14 protein-coding genes are annotated in these 15,064 nt (G+C 63.5%); 6 read left to right on the top strand and 8 right to left on the bottom strand.

Annotation, left to right across the window (positions count from 1 at the left end; translation table 11 throughout):
- Positions 1–39: 39 nt before the first annotated feature.
- Both ACYJ11_RS10095 and ACYJ11_RS10090 read right to left on the bottom strand, forming a co-directional pair.
- Positions 40–933, bottom strand: a complete 894-nt coding sequence (locus ACYJ11_RS10095; protein WP_461647678.1) for a Vms1/Ankzf1 family peptidyl-tRNA hydrolase — start codon at positions 931–933, stop codon at positions 40–42.
- Between the two features lie 49 nt (positions 934–982).
- Entirely contained in the window at positions 983–1,348 is a 366-nt protein-coding gene (locus tag ACYJ11_RS10090) for a DUF5802 family protein (protein WP_461647677.1), read from the bottom strand.
- Between the two features lie 148 nt (positions 1,349–1,496).
- Here ACYJ11_RS10090 and ACYJ11_RS10085 point away from each other — a divergent pair, with 148 nt between their 5' ends.
- The 3 genes from ACYJ11_RS10085 (at position 1,497) to ACYJ11_RS10075 (ending at position 4,271) form a co-directional block, all read left to right on the top strand.
- Positions 1,497–2,141: a DUF1405 domain-containing protein gene (locus ACYJ11_RS10085; protein WP_461647676.1), complete on the top strand. Its 645-nt coding sequence runs from the start codon at positions 1,497–1,499 to the stop codon at positions 2,139–2,141.
- 96 nt (positions 2,142–2,237) lie between these two features.
- On the top strand, positions 2,238–3,554 hold the full coding sequence (locus ACYJ11_RS10080) for a hypothetical protein (protein ID WP_461647675.1): 1,317 nt from the start codon (positions 2,238–2,240) through the stop codon (positions 3,552–3,554).
- A 69-nt stretch (positions 3,555–3,623) separates the two neighbouring features.
- Positions 3,624–4,271: an ArsR/SmtB family transcription factor gene (locus tag ACYJ11_RS10075; RefSeq protein ID WP_170098363.1), complete on the top strand. Its 648-nt coding sequence runs from the start codon at positions 3,624–3,626 to the stop codon at positions 4,269–4,271.
- 32 nt (positions 4,272–4,303) lie between these two features.
- On the opposite strand, the gene ACYJ11_RS10070 is transcribed toward ACYJ11_RS10075, so the two are convergent.
- From ACYJ11_RS10070 to ACYJ11_RS10060, 3 genes are all read right to left on the bottom strand, one after another.
- Complete coding sequence (locus tag ACYJ11_RS10070; protein ID WP_461647674.1) at positions 4,304–5,869, bottom strand: Na+/H+ antiporter NhaC family protein; 1,566 nt, start codon at positions 5,867–5,869, stop codon at positions 4,304–4,306.
- A gap of 348 nt (positions 5,870–6,217) precedes the next feature.
- The gene (locus ACYJ11_RS10065; protein ID WP_461647673.1) at positions 6,218–6,727 is read right to left on the bottom strand and encodes a hypothetical protein; all 510 of its coding nucleotides are present in this window, start codon (positions 6,725–6,727) and stop codon (positions 6,218–6,220) included.
- A 73-nt stretch (positions 6,728–6,800) separates the two neighbouring features.
- Positions 6,801–7,400: a DUF5789 family protein gene (locus ACYJ11_RS10060; RefSeq protein WP_461647672.1), complete on the bottom strand. Its 600-nt coding sequence runs from the start codon at positions 7,398–7,400 to the stop codon at positions 6,801–6,803.
- 220 nt (positions 7,401–7,620) lie between these two features.
- Between ACYJ11_RS10060 and gatD the strand changes: the two genes are divergently transcribed.
- The 3 genes from gatD to ACYJ11_RS10045 all read left to right on the top strand — a co-directional run bounded on the left by gatD (position 7,621) and on the right by ACYJ11_RS10045 (position 11,559).
- On the top strand, positions 7,621–8,868 hold the full coding sequence (gatD, locus tag ACYJ11_RS10055) for a Glu-tRNA(Gln) amidotransferase subunit GatD (RefSeq protein ID WP_461647671.1): 1,248 nt from the start codon (positions 7,621–7,623) through the stop codon (positions 8,866–8,868).
- A 93-nt stretch (positions 8,869–8,961) separates the two neighbouring features.
- The gene (locus ACYJ11_RS10050) at positions 8,962–9,852 is read left to right on the top strand and encodes a GNAT family N-acetyltransferase (RefSeq protein WP_461647670.1); all 891 of its coding nucleotides are present in this window, start codon (positions 8,962–8,964) and stop codon (positions 9,850–9,852) included.
- Positions 9,853–9,903: 51 nt separating this feature from the next.
- Positions 9,904–11,559 carry a histidine kinase N-terminal 7TM domain-containing protein gene (locus ACYJ11_RS10045; RefSeq protein WP_461647669.1) on the top strand — a complete coding sequence of 552 codons (1,656 nt, stop codon included), beginning with the start codon at positions 9,904–9,906 and terminating at the stop codon, positions 11,557–11,559.
- 18 nt (positions 11,560–11,577) lie between these two features.
- Here the strand turns inward: ACYJ11_RS10045 and ACYJ11_RS10040 are convergent, their stop codons facing one another.
- The 3 genes from ACYJ11_RS10040 to ACYJ11_RS10030 form a co-directional block, all read right to left on the bottom strand.
- Positions 11,578–11,856, bottom strand: coding sequence for a ubiquitin-like small modifier protein 1 (locus ACYJ11_RS10040; protein WP_461647668.1), 279 nt, complete (start codon positions 11,854–11,856; stop codon positions 11,578–11,580).
- 121 nt (positions 11,857–11,977) lie between these two features.
- Positions 11,978–13,768 (bottom strand): cation:proton antiporter regulatory subunit, encoded by a 1,791-nt coding sequence (locus ACYJ11_RS10035; RefSeq protein WP_461647667.1) that lies wholly within the window; start codon positions 13,766–13,768, stop codon positions 11,978–11,980.
- The gene (locus tag ACYJ11_RS10030; RefSeq protein ID WP_461647666.1) at positions 13,765–15,045 is read right to left on the bottom strand and encodes a potassium channel family protein; all 1,281 of its coding nucleotides are present in this window, start codon (positions 15,043–15,045) and stop codon (positions 13,765–13,767) included. The genes ACYJ11_RS10035 and ACYJ11_RS10030 overlap by 4 nt, the downstream gene beginning before the upstream one ends.
- Between the last annotated feature and the right edge of the window lie 19 nt (positions 15,046–15,064).

The following is a 15,064-nucleotide window of genomic DNA, read 5'->3' as shown; positions in this document are numbered from 1 at the left end:
GGAACCGACACCGACGGAACTGCGGCGAGCGGGGCTGAGCTACGGCACCCGAAGCCGAACGGTCCACAGCGACCGGACGGCGTCATCGAGCGCCGCGTCCGGCTCCCCGGTCGCGTCGACCGGCTTCATCGCCGTCGCGAGATCCTCGAACTCGTGGATGACCGATCCCTCGCCGACGACGTACAGCCGGTCGGGTGACACCTCCTCGATGGCGGCCCGACAGCGGTCGAGGTGGGAGTCGATCTGCTGGTCCCGGAGCCGCTCAAACCGGCTCTGCGAGAAGCCGCCCTTCGAGTGCTGGCTTTTCAGCTCCGAGTCGAACCCGTGGAACGCGGTCCGCTCGCGGCTGTCATACTCGCCCATGGCGAACAAGTCCGAGCGAACCAGCGCGACGACGTGTTCGCCGGTCGGTTCGAACCACGACCGCTCCAGCTGGACAGTGTCGGCCCACCCGGTGAACGGCGACGGCGGCGCAGGGACGGACAGACACGCCGACAGGAGGCCGGCGTCATCCGTCACAGCCAGACACGGCGCGGCGCTGGCGACCAGCGACGCACGGTCACCGAAAGCGTCCCGAACCGGGCCGGGAAGGGAGCGCTCCGCGTCGACGTAGGCGGTAAAGACGCCTTCCGGTTCCGTCTCGACGGATTCCAGCCGGTCGAGGACCTCACTCAGGCGTGCCCGGCTGAGCGTCTCCTCGGCCCGAAACGTCGATTCACCCTCCTCGTCTTGCAGGCGTTCGACTCGGTCCTGAAGTTCAGCGACGCGGTCCTCCAACCGATTGACCTCGGTCTCGGCCCGCTGGCGTTCGGTCGCTGCGTCGGCGCGGCGCTCCTTCTCGGCGTCGAGCTGTCGTTCGAGGTGGTGGTTCTCCTCTTCGAGTTCGGCCACCCGCTCTTTCAGCGACGCTCGTCCCAGCAACCGGTCAAGCATCGACTGGATGGCAGACGGGGACGGGCTTAAAAGTGACTTCCGACGACCCTCAGACGGCGGTGTCGGGCAGTGTCGGCGTCTCCTCTGAAATAGAGAGCAATTGTGCGGCGTGGTCCGCCTTCGCCAGGAATACCTCTTCGAGGCTGGGCGGGTTCCGGACGTTGGCATCTTCGAGCATCGCTTCGGGAACAACGAGTGTGTCCGCCGGGACCTGTTCGTCCCCGTGGACGGCGAAGTGCTGGGAGCCGAGTTTCATTACCAGCGGATAGTCTGTGCGTTCGACTCCCTCGCTGGAGGCGTACAACTGTTCGTTCACTCGCTCGTGCTGCTCGCGACACATCGCGGCCGCCGCGTCGTCTCTCGGTTCGACGTAGAGGCGGCCGAGGTAGTATCCGCGCGAAAACTGTTCGAACATCGGTGCAACTGAATGTGTGTTATTGACATACATAAGTGTTCGCCGGCAACCTTTTGCCGTCGTGCAAACAGCGCGGATTCGGGGGCCGGTGAGCCGATGGCGACTCCCGTCCGACAGGGCTTTGCCACGGCCGGCCCCGAGTCGACCTATGAGCGAGCAGTGGGGACCGTTGCCACGTCGGTACGCGCGGTATTACCTGGAACAGACGCCGAGTCTCGTGTGGCTACTGGTCGTCAACGCCGTCGCGATGCTCGTCGGTGTCCGGTTTTACGTCGAGACGATGCCCGAGGTGTCGACGTTTCTCTGGCCGCTGTACGCCGATTCGCCGGCCGCGCTATTCCTGATGACGCTGTCGGTAGCTACTCTCCTGCCGTTCCTTGGCAAGTCGCTCGACGAGGTCCCGCTGACAGTGCCGCTCGCGTATCTCCACACCATCGCGCTGGTCTGGCTTGTCAAAATGGGACTGTGGACCGTCGTGGCGTTAAACATCGGCTTCGACGCCTACTTCCCCGCCCCGTGGGCGTATTTCGGCATCATCATCACCCACCTCGGCTTCGTCGCCGAGGGGCTGTTAGTCCCGCACTACGCTCGAACAACGAAGGGTGCGCTCGTGGCCGCGCTGGTGCTGGCACTCGGTAACGACGTGCTGGATTACGGCTTCGGATATCATCCGCCGTTGCGGTACGACCCCGGCCTCGTGTTACCGCTCGCCACTGTCGCACTCTCGGTGCTGTCGGTTGGAATCGCCTGGCGACTGCTGCCGATGGAGAAGCCGGCACAAAAGACATCTTAAACACTCTTGGACTATCTGAGGTAGTTTCAATCGTCTGTAAACGACACGAACGAAGGCGTTTCTTTTTGATGTGGGAGGGCAGAAGTAGGGATAGGAATGAGCCCACGCCAGGCCACGCTCCTCACAGTGCTGGTCATCGTCGGGACTGTGGCTGTCGGCCTCCCGGCTGTGACAGCACAGGAGACCGCGACGGAGACAGTGGCCACGCAGAACGACTCTGCCAACGGGATGGGAACGCAACTCACTGCGTTCTTGCAGTCGAACTCCGCTGCCGCGAACGATACGGTCGAGAACGGGATGTGGCAGTCGGCATACAACCAATCGAACGGAACCGAACGAGCCGAACTGGTTACAGACAGAGCCGGCTCGCTCGAACGCCGACTCGAACGCCTACAGGAGCGCAACGCCACACTCGAACAGCGATACGAGAACGGCACCATCAGTGAGCAGGCTTACGTAGCTCAACAGAGCCGGCTCACTGCGGAGATCGCAGGCCTACAGACCGCGATCAACGACACCGACACGGCCGCCGAACAGACCGGCGTGGACGACACTGCACTGGAACGACTGAAACAGAACGCAAGCAAGCTTTCCGGTCAGCAGGTCGCAGCGGTCGCTCGCGGCATCGCCGGACCGCCAGAGACTGCTGGCCCGGATGAGCAGGGACCACCGGACAACGCTGGCGTCAACCAGAGTGAGACAGGGCCGCCCGACGACATCGGAGTCAACCGGAGTGAGCAGGGTCCACCAGCCAACGCGTCCGGGGAGCGTGCCAACGAAAGCGAGCGGGGACCGCCCTCTGATGCCCCGGGACAGCAGCGTAACGAGAGTGATCAAGGGCCACCGGACGATGGACCTGACGACGGCGAAAACGAAACCGACGAGTCCGACGGAACAACGCAGGGAAACGGGGCTGAAGAGGGAAACGACAGGGGTAACAGCGGCGGAGCCGGGGATGAACGCGACAACGGCGACGATACCGCGGAAGGCAGCAATAACTCGGGGGAGAGTTCTGACGGCGACGGAACAGACAATTCAGCCGATTCGTCGAATTCGGACAACAGTTCTGGCAGTGAGAATACCGGCGACTCCAGCGATAGTTCCGATGGTGACGATACCAACGATTCTGGCGATAGTTCCGACGGTGACGATACCAGCGACTCCGGCGACAGTTCCGATGGTGACGATACCGACGATTCTGGCGACAGTTCCGACGGTGACGGTGCCGACGGCTCCGACGACAGTTCTAGCGGAGGCAATGACGATGCTGACGGTGGCAACGACAATGCAAATAACGGAGGAGATGGTGGCGGGCAAGGGAACAGTGGCGGACAGAGCGGTGATGGCGGAAGCGGTCAGGGGAGCGGGAACAGCGGCTCACAGAGCGAGTCGTGGATAGACCGGCTATCGTAGGCGGGTGACACCAGCAAACCGCCTGACGAGAGTCATGCTTTTGAACCGTGACCCGCTACCTACGTATCGATGGACTCCGCCGAGTTACTCAATCTCCTTGGAAACGCCAACCGCCGGCGGATTCTCAAACTACTCGCACACAAGCCCTGCTACGTCACCGAAATCAGCGAATACATCGGCGTCAGCCCGAAAGCCGTCATCGACCACCTCCAGAAGCTCGAAGACGCCGGGCTCATCGACTCTCGGACGGACGACCAACGCCGAAAGTACTTTTCTATCGCCCGGAACCTCCGTCTGGAGGTCCGTGTCTCTCCCTACGAGTTCGGTACCAAGAGCGCCTATCCGGCGAACCCCGAGTTCGAGATGCCCTCCTGCCGCCACCTCTCGATAGACGTGGGGGAGGAGGGTGCTGGGAACTTTCACGACCTGGCACGCGAACTAGAGCATCTCCAGCAGCTAGAGAACGAACTGTCGCTGGCCCAGCGGTGGGTACAGGCCCGTCTGACCGACGTGCGGGACCGAATCGACTCCGGCTTCGAGAACGGCGACGGCCGGCTGTACGCAGAACTGGTCAGCGGACTCGCAAACGGTATCGATACCGTCCCGGCGCTGGCCCGGGAAATAGAGGCCCCGCCGGAGATCGTCGAGGAAGCGCTTCATCGGCTCGAAGACGACGAGGTGGTCGAACGAACCGACGACGGCTGGGAAATCGTTTAAACCGTGGAACAGCGCTTCGGAACGGGGCAGTCTCAGTCCGCCTTCGATCCGTACGAACTCGGGACCTCGACCGAGAGCTGTTCCGAGAGCAGGTACGTCACTGACCCGACAGCAGCCAGTCCGATCGGAAGCGCAATGTACGCCGGAACACCGTAGCCGGCCATCAGGAACAGTCCGGTTGCGACGATGCCGGCCAGCACTGCGTAGGGAATCTGGGTGTTCACGTGGTCGACGTGGTCGCTGGCGGCGAACATGCTCGACATCACCGTGGTGTCCGAGATGGGGGAACAGTGGTCACCGAACAGCGCACCGGTCAGAATCGCTGCGATAGCCGGTGCCAGCGGCGCGCCGAGCGCGTGTCCAAGCGGGATCGCGACCGGGAACAGGATACCCATCGTCCCCCAAGACGTGCCGATGCTGAAGCTGATTATAACGGCGCTGAGGAAAATGATGGCAGGCAGCATCCCAGCCGTAATAATCCCCTCACTGATAGCGACGACGTAGGGACCGACGCCGAGTGCCTGGCTCACAGCACCGATGGACCACGCGAGCGAGAGCACCGCAACGGGGAACATCACCATTTTGAACCCCTCGAAGATAGCGTCGCTCACTTCGTCGACCGCGATCCGTGCGTGGCCGACCAGAATCGTCAGGATGACCAGACAGGCCGAGAACGAGGCCCAGACGATGGCATCCGCAGTGGCCGCGTTCGACAGCGCCTCGGTGAGGCTCCGTCCGGCGAACCCACCGCCGGAGTAATACAGTGAAAACCCGGTCACCCCGACGAGTGTGGCGATTGGCGCGGCGAAGTACCACCACCGCGGCTCGACATGGTCCGGCGTCACGATATCATCCTCCTGCGTTTCCATGAGGGGATCAGCGTTGTCACCGAGGACTTTGCCCTCTTCTCTGGCTCTGCGTTCGGCTTTCGCCATCGGGCCGAAGTCAAGGTCCGCGATGACGACAATGAAAACCATTGCAAGTGCGAGCAGGCTGTAGAACCGATAGGGAATCGATTCGAGGAACAGCAGAAACGCGCTACGATCGACCCCAATTGTACCCAGTTGCTCGGCGATGAGTCCGACCTCGAATCCAAGCCACGTCGAGACGACCGATATCGACGCGGTTGGTGCAGTGGTGGAATCGAGAATGTACGCCAGCTTCTCGCGACTGATGTCGAACTTATCGGTGATCGGCCGCATGACCGACCCGGTAATCATCGTCGAGGCGTACGAGTCGACGAAGATCGTCATCCCCAGTAGCGACGTGCCAAGCGCCGCCTGGCGACGAGTCCGAATACGCTTGACCATCTGTGATGCCAGCGCATTCATCCCGCCGGAGAGGAAGATCATCCCCAGCATTGCCCCGATAAGGAACGTGAACAAGAGGAGTTTGACATTGAACGACTCTGTCACGTTATCCACGACAAACTGGAGGCTCCGAGCAGCGCCGGCGGCTGGGTTCCAACCGACGAGCACTGTCGCGCCGATCCAGATACCTGCAAACAGCGAGAGCAGTACTTGGCGAGTGAACAACGTCAGTACAATGGCGAGCATCGCCGGAAACAGGCTGATAAGCCCGTACGTTTCTGGTGCCATGCGTTCTGTTCCGCAGTTTACATACGAGAGTTATAAGCATTGCTAACTCAAGATACTGTGACCTAAATACAGGAAAGTGTATCAGATGGTCAGATACAGCCCAATATTCTGGATATATGGGTTTATTTTACTACTATATGACAAGACCGAGACAATCGATATTACGCAACATGAAGTCCATTCACGTCGACACTGCTATCGGGGACTCTTTCGCAGGCAGGCTATCGGCAGGACACTTCGAAATCGTTTGGCCGACTGATGTGCGGCATATCAGACGACAGGATCATCAAGTACAGTAAGCCCAGAAGGGGCGGTCGCCCCACTGGCCAGAATGTACCGTCGAGCGAACTACAGGTCTTTCGTCAGCCCACTCCGGAGGTCACGCCCGAAGTAGTGCCCGACAAGCGCAAGTACGAGGCCGACGCCGCCGGCGATGGCAAACAGCCTAGTGCCGTTCAGCCCCGCGGCGAGCTGTGGGAGGAGAGACAGAACGGCCGTCGCACCGCCGCTGACACCGCCCGCCAGCCCCAGTTCGACGTATCGGCGCTCGCTGGCGAGCAGTCCGTAAACGAAGCCGCCAAGCAGGATACCGACCAGTTCGGTGAACGGCACGAGCGGTATCAGCCCGCCGAGCACCATTCCGCCGCCGACCGCTCCGAAAGCGAACAGCAGCGCCCGCAATGAGAAGTAGCTCCCGCTGTCTTTCGTAGACGTTTCGGTGACAGACGGCTCCGCTCCGCCCGATTCCCCGACAGCAACATCCGTCTCGACCGACTCGGTTGTGCCAACATCGACGCCGAGGTCACTGCCCGAGTTCGCGTTCGCGTCGCGGGTCCGTTCCTCGGTTCGTTCGGCCATACAGAGTGTGGGACCGCGAGTAGTATGGTCCTTGTGGGGTCTGCCGGCAGTCAGGGGAACAGTGGTGTGTCGCTCAGATACCGAGCCACTCGTCGTTGCGAACCGAGTAGCCGTTCGACCGGCAGAACTTCGCCGCCTGTCGGCGGACGTCGCGGGACCCAGGAAGCGTCTCCTTCTCGTGGATGCGCTCGATAATCCAGTCGGCGACAACACGGATGCCCTCGTCGTCGTCATCCGCGTCGATAGCCCGCAGTTCCCGGAACGTCCGCTCGTAGCCGTCACGCTGTGAGGCCCCAAAGGACGCGCTCTGGTGCTCGTCGGCGGCCTCCACGACGCGTTTCATCGCCCCTGCTACCGTTGGCCGCTGGACCCGCGTCCGGACCTCAGCTGGCGATTCGAAGGACTCGACCTCCACATCGGGCAGGAGGTCCGCAACGGTGTACGTCCCGTCGACAGACTCTATCTCGTGATCGCCGACCGTCGCGACCACCATAGCCGCTGTTGCCGGGAATTCGAGCGATTCGAGTTCTGTCTCGAAGTACGCGAGTTCCGCCGGATCGACCGGCGGCTCGGGTTCGTCCGCGCGCTCAAGCTCCTCGGCGATAGCGCGCTTCCGCTGGCGGCGCTCCTCGTTTCGGGCCTGGGCTTCGCGGCCGTTCTTGTTGTCTGCCATACTTGTTAGATAGCTGTCTAGTGGGATAACGCTGTGGGACGACACCATCCGTGGTTTGCAGTTGCAACGCTGTTCTCTCAGGGTTGCCAGACAAGAGGCGAGTGTCACAGGGTGGGGTAGCGGCGGTTGCAGTGATGCACGGCGACAGGACGGGCCGAGACTCACCGCGCTGCACACCGAAACGAGTGGGTTCAAGTCCCACCGGCGGAAAGTGCCGCGCATGAACGCAGGCGACCGGGTCCGCGTCGAGCGCGCGGCCCAGACCTACGAGGGCGTGTTGCTCCCCTCCAGCACCCCAGAACATCTCGTCGTCAAGCTTGACGGCGGGTACAACGTCGGCATCGACCGCGAGGACGCATCCGTCGACGTGCTGGAGTCGGATGTCTACGACGTCGAGAGCGCACAGGACGAACAGAGCCAGTCAGCGATAGAGTTCGACGACGACCTCCCGACGGTGTCGCTGATCTCCACTGGCGGAACCATCGCCTCGACGGTCGACTACCGCACCGGCGCGGTGACGGCCCAGTTCGACGCCGAGGACGTACTACGAGCGGTCCCGGATCTGGCCGGGATGGCGAACTACCGCGGCCGCGTCGTCGCCAACATCCTCTCAGAGAACATGACCCCGGCCGTCTGGCAGGACCTCGCGCAGGCGGTCCACGAGGAAATCGAGAACGGAGCGGACGGCATCGTCGTCATGCACGGCACCGACACGATGCAGTACTCCGCGTCGGCGCTGTCGTTCATGCTCGACACGCCGGTCCCAATCGTCTTCACCGGCAGCCAGCGGTCGGCTGACCGTCCGTCCTCCGATAACGTGATGAACGCCGTCTCCGCCGTCGAGGCTGCGACGAGCGACTGCGCGGAGGTCTTGGTCTGTATGCACGCCGACGAGTCCGACGACCGCTGTGCGCTCCACCGCGGAACTCGCGTTCGGAAGAACCACACCTCGCGCCGGGACGCCTTCGAGACGGTCGGCGCGAAGCCGCTTGGCGAGGTCGACTACGACATCGACGGCGAGAGCACGGTCACGTTCCACCGTGAATACGCCGAACGGGACGCCGTCGACCTGGCGCTGCACGACGATATCGAGACGGACGTGGAACTCCTGAAGTTCTCGCCGGGAATGGACCCGTCGCTGCTCGAAGCTGCCGCCGAGGGCAGCGAGGGCATCGTCATCGAGGGGACAGGACTAGGCCACGTCAACACCGACTGGATCGGGACCATCGAGGAACTGGACATCCCGCTGATTATGACCAGCCAGTGCCTCGAAGGGCGTGTCTGTGACCGCGTCTACGACACCGGCCGGGACCTGCTCGACGCCGGCGTCATCGAGGGCGAGGACATGCTCCCCGGCACAGCGAAGGTCAAACTCATGTGGGCGCTGGCAAACAGCGACGACGTTGCCGATACGATGCAGGAGCCCCTTGCCGGCGAGATTCAGCAGCGCTCGACACCCTGGCTGTAGGACTGGAACCGGCGCTGTGACGCGGTCGTGTTGCGAACAGCGGCCCTGGCACCGGAGCGTCTCTTTTTTGTTGTCGCGGGCGAGTCTCTCGGTATGTCGCCGACTGTTCGGACGGCTCGTCACGACGACTACGACGATATTGTCGACCTGACCAGCGATGTCTGGGCCGACCGTGCGATGGCCGATTACATCCCCGACGTGTTCCGCGACTGGGTCAACGACGACGGCGCGGACCGGAAAACCCTCGTCGCAGACGTCGACGGCCACGCCGTCGGCATCGCGCAGGCCGTCATACTCACCGAAACCGAGGCATGGTTTCAGGGGATGCGTGTCGACTCGGACCACCGGGGGAAGGGGATCGGGTCGCTGCTGACCGACCACCTCATTGAATGGGCGGCCGATGCTGGTGTGTCAGTCGGTCGAAGCATGGTGTTTTCCTGGAACGAGGCCGGGCTCGGCCAGTCGCTGGCTGCTGGCTTCGAAGCGGTCACGTCGTTCCGCTGGGCACACCCTGACCCGGCCGACAAGACGCCCGACATGGCTGTCGGAAACGACCCCGCGGCAGCGTGGCGCTACTGGCAGGAGAGCGACGGCCGCGATATCCTGTCAGGGCTCGCGCTCGACAGCGGGGAGAGCTGGGCGCTCTCGACGCTGACGCGGGAAACGCTCGACCAGCTGGCGACTGACCAAGCGGTCCTGACCGTCGGGGATAAGCCACAAGGAATGGCCTGTCGGGTCCGGACGGCAGAAGCTGACGGCGAGCAACTCGCGGAGTACGCGGTCGGGGTGTGGCGCGATGTCGACGCTGCACGGGCCTTGTTCACGGCGATAGCCGCCGACGCAGCGAGCCTTGGCGTTGACGGGACGCGGGTCCTCATCCCCGAGACACCGCGTCACGTCGCCCAGACCGCGTACGCCAGCGGGAACATCGATGAGTGCCCGGACTTCGTGTTCGAGATAGACGGTCTCGAAGGGTTATCATAACCGATAACGAGGACATAACACTCATTGAAATACTCGCCATACCGTCGGTAGATGAATCTGATCGGGAGCCAGCCGGCATTTCTCGCGTACGTCGCGGCGTACGGCCTCGCGGCAGTCGGGTGCGGTGTCGGGCTCTACAGAGCGACTCGCATGGAAGACCCCGATACCCGCCGCGGGATGGTCGGACTCCTGCTCTGTAGCGGCGGCTGGGCGGCGCTGGAACTCGGCTTCCTGATCACGCCTGGGACGCTTGGATACGCGTTCTACCTTGGCAGCCTCATCGTCGGTCTCGCAACAGTCGGCGCGTGGCTGTACTTCTGTTCGGCGTACACCGGGCGGGCATTCCACCGGAACCGACTGTACCGTGCGGTCGCTGTGGGCACGTATCTCGGTATCGTCATGATAAAGCTGACAAACCCGTTTCACGGCCTCTACTTCGCCACGCAGTTCATTGCCGACCCGTTCCCGCATCTGGCGATCACACACGGCGTGTTTCACTGGGTTGTGACGGGGCTCTCCTACGCACTCGTCACTGTCGGCTTTTTCATGCTGTTCGAGTTGTTCCTCGAAGCGGACTACGACACCCGTCCGCTCGGCGTTCTCGTCGGGATCACGGCGATCCCAGCGGTCCTCGATATCGTCGGGTACGTCAGCGATATCCTGCTCGACATCAACCACGAGCCGCTCGGCGTCGCACTGTTCGCGTTCGGCGTCCTCTACGTGTACGACGAGGCGTTTCTCGCCGTGCAGTTGACCGACGGCGTCGATGATGCTGTTGTATATCTCGACGACGGGCACCACATCAAGGAGTCCAACGGTAAAGCACAGCGGCTCTTTCCGACCCTGTCCGGGAGCCGCGGACAACAGCTTGAGACAGTGTTGCCGGCCGTTTCGGAGGTCCTGCAAACGGACGAGCAGATTCTCGAACGGAACCGGGACAACGGGACGGAGTACTACCTCGTCAGCGACACCTCGTTTTCGCTGGGACAGGTCGATATCGGTCGGATACTCGTGTTCACTGACGTGACCGAAAGCGAGCGGCGCCGTCGCGAACTCGACCGACAGAACGAGCAGTTAGAGGGGTTCGCCACTGCAATCAGACACGAACTGCTGAACACGCTCCAGATAATCACCGGCCGCGTCTCCGCCGCCGGTGACGCGCTGGACCGTGGGAACGTCGACTTAGCGAAAGAATCCCTCCAGTCGACGTCCGAGACGGCCGACCGCATGTCCGAAATCGTCGACGGACTCGCGACGCTGGCTCGACATGGGCAGACAATCGACGAAACGATGCCTGTCGACCTCCAGCCCGTCATCGAAGGAGCCTGGGACCGTGCCGACACTGACGGTCTCACCATGGCGGTCGACGTGGAGGGACAGGTCATCGCCGACCCGACACGCTTGCGGGACCTCTTCGAGAGCGGGTTCACGTTCGCGGCACACAACGACGCGTCGACGATCACGGTGTCCCGGGAGGCCGACGAAATCGTCATCACTGACGACGGGACCCCGGCGGGCGAGACGGCGGCTGAGGCCTTTTTCGAGTACGGCGGCGCGATGCCGGACGCCGAAGCCGGGATGACGCTCCCGAACCTGCGGATGCTCGCCCGGACCCACGGGTGGGACGTGACGCTCGATACCGAATATCAGGACGGCGTTCGTATCGTCATCTCGAACGTGACGGTGGCGGGACCGCTGGAGAACTGATCCGGCCACCAGTCCGTATTACCCGCCGCTGACCGGCGGGAACAACGCGAGTTCCGTCTCCTCGTCGACTGCTGTCGCCAGCCCATCGGCGGCGGCGAACGGGTCCTCGCCGTTGACGAGCACCCGGATGTGGTCGGCCAACTCCTCGTTCTCGTCGAGCACCTCCTCGGCGAGCGCCGGTCGAGAGGCGAGCAGCGCATCGAGCGCCGTCTCGACCGTGGCGTTCCCCTCGATATCGACGCTGACCGACTGGCCGTCGGCCGCGTCCCGGAGGTGTGCGAACAGTTTCCACTCCATATCCGTATTCCGGGCGTCCGGCAAAAGAGGGTTCCGGACGATAGCGTGACCGGTCCGTTCAGACGAACGGGAGAAGGGCAGCCTGCGACGGCGTGCATCTGGCAGTAACGAGACCTGCCTCTCAGTTTGGTTTCTCTGAATCGTCACCAGCGGCCGGTTCGTCGTCTGCGCCGTCGCCGTCCTCGGTCGGCGCTTCAGAGTCCGTCGAGTCGCTGTCGTCGGCGTCGTCGGCAGTAGACTCGCCGTCAGCCTCGCCGATCCGCTCTTCCGGGTCCCACACCTCGACGGTGTCGTCGCCGTTGTCCGACGGGAGGTCGTCGAACGCTTCATCAGCCGCCAGATCGTCGCTTGCGTCCTCTACGTCGGCGTTCCGGAGTGCCTCCAGCGGGTCGTCATCGGGAGATTCGTCACCGGTCTCGGTTGTCCGCTCGTCAGCGCCAACGTCGGCGAGGCCAGTATCAGCCGCTTCATCCTCGACAGTGGTGTCTGCTGGCTCGTCAGCAGTGGCGGTGTCAGCCGTGGTTGTGTCCGTGTCGGCGTCGGTCGTGTCATCGGCAGCAGTCTCGGCTCCGCCGACGTTCGTAGCACCGTCGTCGGTCGCGTCGGACGCTGTCGGTTCCGGTCCGTCAGTCTGCTCGGACCGGTCAACAGCGCCAGACGCGCCTGGCTGAGCGTCTTTGTCAGCAGTGTCGTCTTCCGGCGCGTCCGTCACAGCCGCCGTGGGGGCCGGTTCGCCTGTCCCTTCCGTGGCTTCCTCCAGCCGCCGCAGCGCGTCCGGGGTAGCGATTGCGTAGATCGTGTCACCGACCGCGAGGACGCGCTCGCGGGACGGGATCGTCTCCGGCGCTGTGTCGTCGCGGGTAATCGCGACCACTGAGACCGCCAGACTACCGACCGGTGCGCCGTCGAGCGTGCTCCCTGCTTCGACGGTGGCCGTGCCCATCGTCTCGTCGGCCGCCCGGAGCAGCGAGGCGAATTCCCGGTCGGAGCGGTCCTGTACCGGGAGCGTGACGAGCTTGTACTGCGTTTGTGGATCGAGTTTCGGCGTGTCGGAGGCGTCGATAGCGACCGTCACCACGTCGTCGGCGACGCCGCGGAGCTCGCCGGTGAGCACGCGTTTCGACGGCGCTTGGTCCCAGACCTGAACCAGATCGCCAGCGCTCGCGGCATGGGCCGGGTCGGCCTGGATGGCAACGGCGTTCGTCGAGGGCGGCAGCGTCGGGCCAATACCGGCCGCCCGCGAGCCGATGGCGAGATACTCGACGGTGCCGTCGTCGGCCAGTTCGACGTCGACGTGGCCGACGCCGTAGTCGGTCTTGAGCCGGCCAACCAGACGGTCGCGGAGTTCGTCTTTCGTCAGCCGCCGAGGGAAGAGAAAACGGCGGTCAGCGAGCGTTTCTTTCGTCTCCTCGGGCATCGGATCGTAGCCGATGATGTCGTCGATGTCTTCCGGGAGGCGAACGGACGTGACGCGGCCGACGGTCTGGACAATCTCGCTCACGTCGGCGTCGATGTTTCGGCCCCCGGTTGCGGCAAAGAGGTCAACGCCCAGCCGGTCCCCGATGCGCATTCCGCTGTAGGCCCCGACACCGCCGGCGAGGAACGCGGCGAGATTCAACAGGACCGCACTGGCCGCCAGCACGTCGTCGTCGCCGAGGATGACCTCACTGAGCGCGGTTGTCGCGCCGATAACGAGGACGACCGCAGTCAGCCCAAACAGGAGTGCCAGCCCGGTCTGAATGCGTTCACGGACGTACCAGCGGTAGAAGACAGCGATCGCGCCCGCTGGCGTCGCGGCGAGGACCGTAATAGCGAGGAGCCTGACAACGCCCTCGACAAGCGTCCGTGACACCGTACCCAGTTGCAGGTTTGCGCCGATCTGTGCAAGCAGTGTCGGGCCGAGCGGCGTCATGCGACCGCCTCCACGAAGGCATCGAGGTCGGTGCGGCGGCCAATCGCGTACAGTTCGTCGCCGGCTTCGACGGCCCCGTCGCCACGCGGCGCGACCTGCCAGCCGTCCGGCGTCCTGATAGCGACGATAGCAACGTCGTAGACCTCTCGAACGGAAGCGTCCCGGAGCGTCGTCCCGTCGAGCGGGCCGTCGGCGCGAACCGTGAGACGGCGAAACCGGCTCCCGGCCCGCCGGAGGAGGGAGACCAGTTCGTACTCCCGGTGTGTCCCGCGGGGTTCGACCACGACCTTTGGCCGGGCTGAGCGCAAGAGTGGTTGGACATCCGTCCGAGTCACGGCGACGGTAAGTCGGCCCTCACCGCCGTCGGTCGTCGGTGCCTGGACCGGCGTCGGGGGTGCCTCGGCGTCGGCGATCTCCGGTTCCGTCGGTGTCTCGGCGGGCGTCTCATCTGCCACTGGGTCCGACCGGGCACTGACGACAGTCCCCCGAGCCTGTGCGTCCTCAGTCAGTACTGTCACCTCGTCGTTGCGGGCCAGTCCGGTCGGCAACAGCGCCTCGACAGAAACGGCGTGGCGATTGTCGCCTACGCGCTTGGACAGACCCGAAAACGGCGGCGCGGCGACGACCGTCGCCCGCCCCTGTTCGTCTATCGAGACGGCGGCATCGCCGAGGTCGAACGCCGATTTCAGTCGCTCCTCCATCCGGCGTTCGAGTTCGCCGATACGGAGGTCGGCCGGGAACCGCCAGTCCTCGTTGCGGATTTCGGCCCGGAGCGGCTCCGAAAGTGGCGGATACCCCTCCATGTCGGCCACGTCGCCGACGATACGAATACGGACCTCGTCGCGGCCGCCGACGAATTCGACCACGTCGGCGGAGAGTTTCTTCTCGCGCAACCCCTGCAAGGAGAGTCGTTTCGGGAAGTTTGCCCCGAGTTGGTCGCCCTTGCTGTGAGCGTACAGCGACACCATCCCAACGAGGATGATTGCAGTAATTATTCGTTCGGCGTTTGGTGCCTGCGTAATCGACTTATCCGCCAGTGCCATGAGGCCGCCGCTGACGCCGGCAAGCGCGATTGCCAGCACGACAACACCGAACCCTGGCACGGTAATACCAGTAAAGTACTTGAAAGTAAACCCCAGCGCCCACGATACGAGCGCCGGTATCACTCCCACCAACAGCCCCAGATAGATCCCCATCAACACCTCGACCGGGAGCGAAGCCATGTCCACATCCTGCATGGCCGGTAGTAAATCGCTTCCGGCCCGCGGACAGTACATTTACACCGACCGCTGTAAT

This window comes from Haloarcula sp. H-GB5, assembly GCF_054850705.1.
This window is presented reverse-complemented; position numbering and strand designations above follow the sequence as displayed.

Bases quoted from the DNA above. Each gene is read 5' to 3' on its own strand.
- ACYJ11_RS10065 (WP_461647673.1), bottom strand. From the start codon at position 6,727: ATGGCCGAACGAACCGAGGAACGGACCCGCGACGCGAACGCGAACTCG.
- ACYJ11_RS10080 (WP_461647675.1), top strand. From the start codon at position 2,238: ATGAGCCCACGCCAGGCCACGCTCCTCACAGTGCTGGTCATCGTCGGG.
- ACYJ11_RS10070 (WP_461647674.1), bottom strand. From the start codon at position 5,869: ATGGCACCAGAAACGTACGGGCTTATCAGCCTGTTTCCGGCGATGCTC.
- ACYJ11_RS10085 (WP_461647676.1), top strand. From the start codon at position 1,497: ATGAGCGAGCAGTGGGGACCGTTGCCACGTCGGTACGCGCGGTATTAC.
- ACYJ11_RS10040 (WP_461647668.1), bottom strand. From the start codon at position 11,856: ATGGAGTGGAAACTGTTCGCACACCTCCGGGACGCGGCCGACGGCCAG.
- gatD (WP_461647671.1), top strand. From the start codon at position 7,621: ATGAACGCAGGCGACCGGGTCCGCGTCGAGCGCGCGGCCCAGACCTAC.
- ACYJ11_RS10050 (WP_461647670.1), top strand. From the start codon at position 8,962: ATGTCGCCGACTGTTCGGACGGCTCGTCACGACGACTACGACGATATT.
- ACYJ11_RS10035 (WP_461647667.1), bottom strand. From the start codon at position 13,768: ATGACGCCGCTCGGCCCGACACTGCTTGCACAGATCGGCGCAAACCTG.
- ACYJ11_RS10090 (WP_461647677.1), bottom strand. From the start codon at position 1,348: ATGTTCGAACAGTTTTCGCGCGGATACTACCTCGGCCGCCTCTACGTC.
- ACYJ11_RS10095 (WP_461647678.1), bottom strand. From the start codon at position 933: ATGCTTGACCGGTTGCTGGGACGAGCGTCGCTGAAAGAGCGGGTGGCC.
- ACYJ11_RS10030 (WP_461647666.1), bottom strand. From the start codon at position 15,045: ATGTACTGTCCGCGGGCCGGAAGCGATTTACTACCGGCCATGCAGGAT.
- ACYJ11_RS10045 (WP_461647669.1), top strand. From the start codon at position 9,904: ATGAATCTGATCGGGAGCCAGCCGGCATTTCTCGCGTACGTCGCGGCG.
- ACYJ11_RS10060 (WP_461647672.1), bottom strand. From the start codon at position 7,400: ATGGCAGACAACAAGAACGGCCGCGAAGCCCAGGCCCGAAACGAGGAG.
- ACYJ11_RS10075 (WP_170098363.1), top strand. From the start codon at position 3,624: ATGGACTCCGCCGAGTTACTCAATCTCCTTGGAAACGCCAACCGCCGG.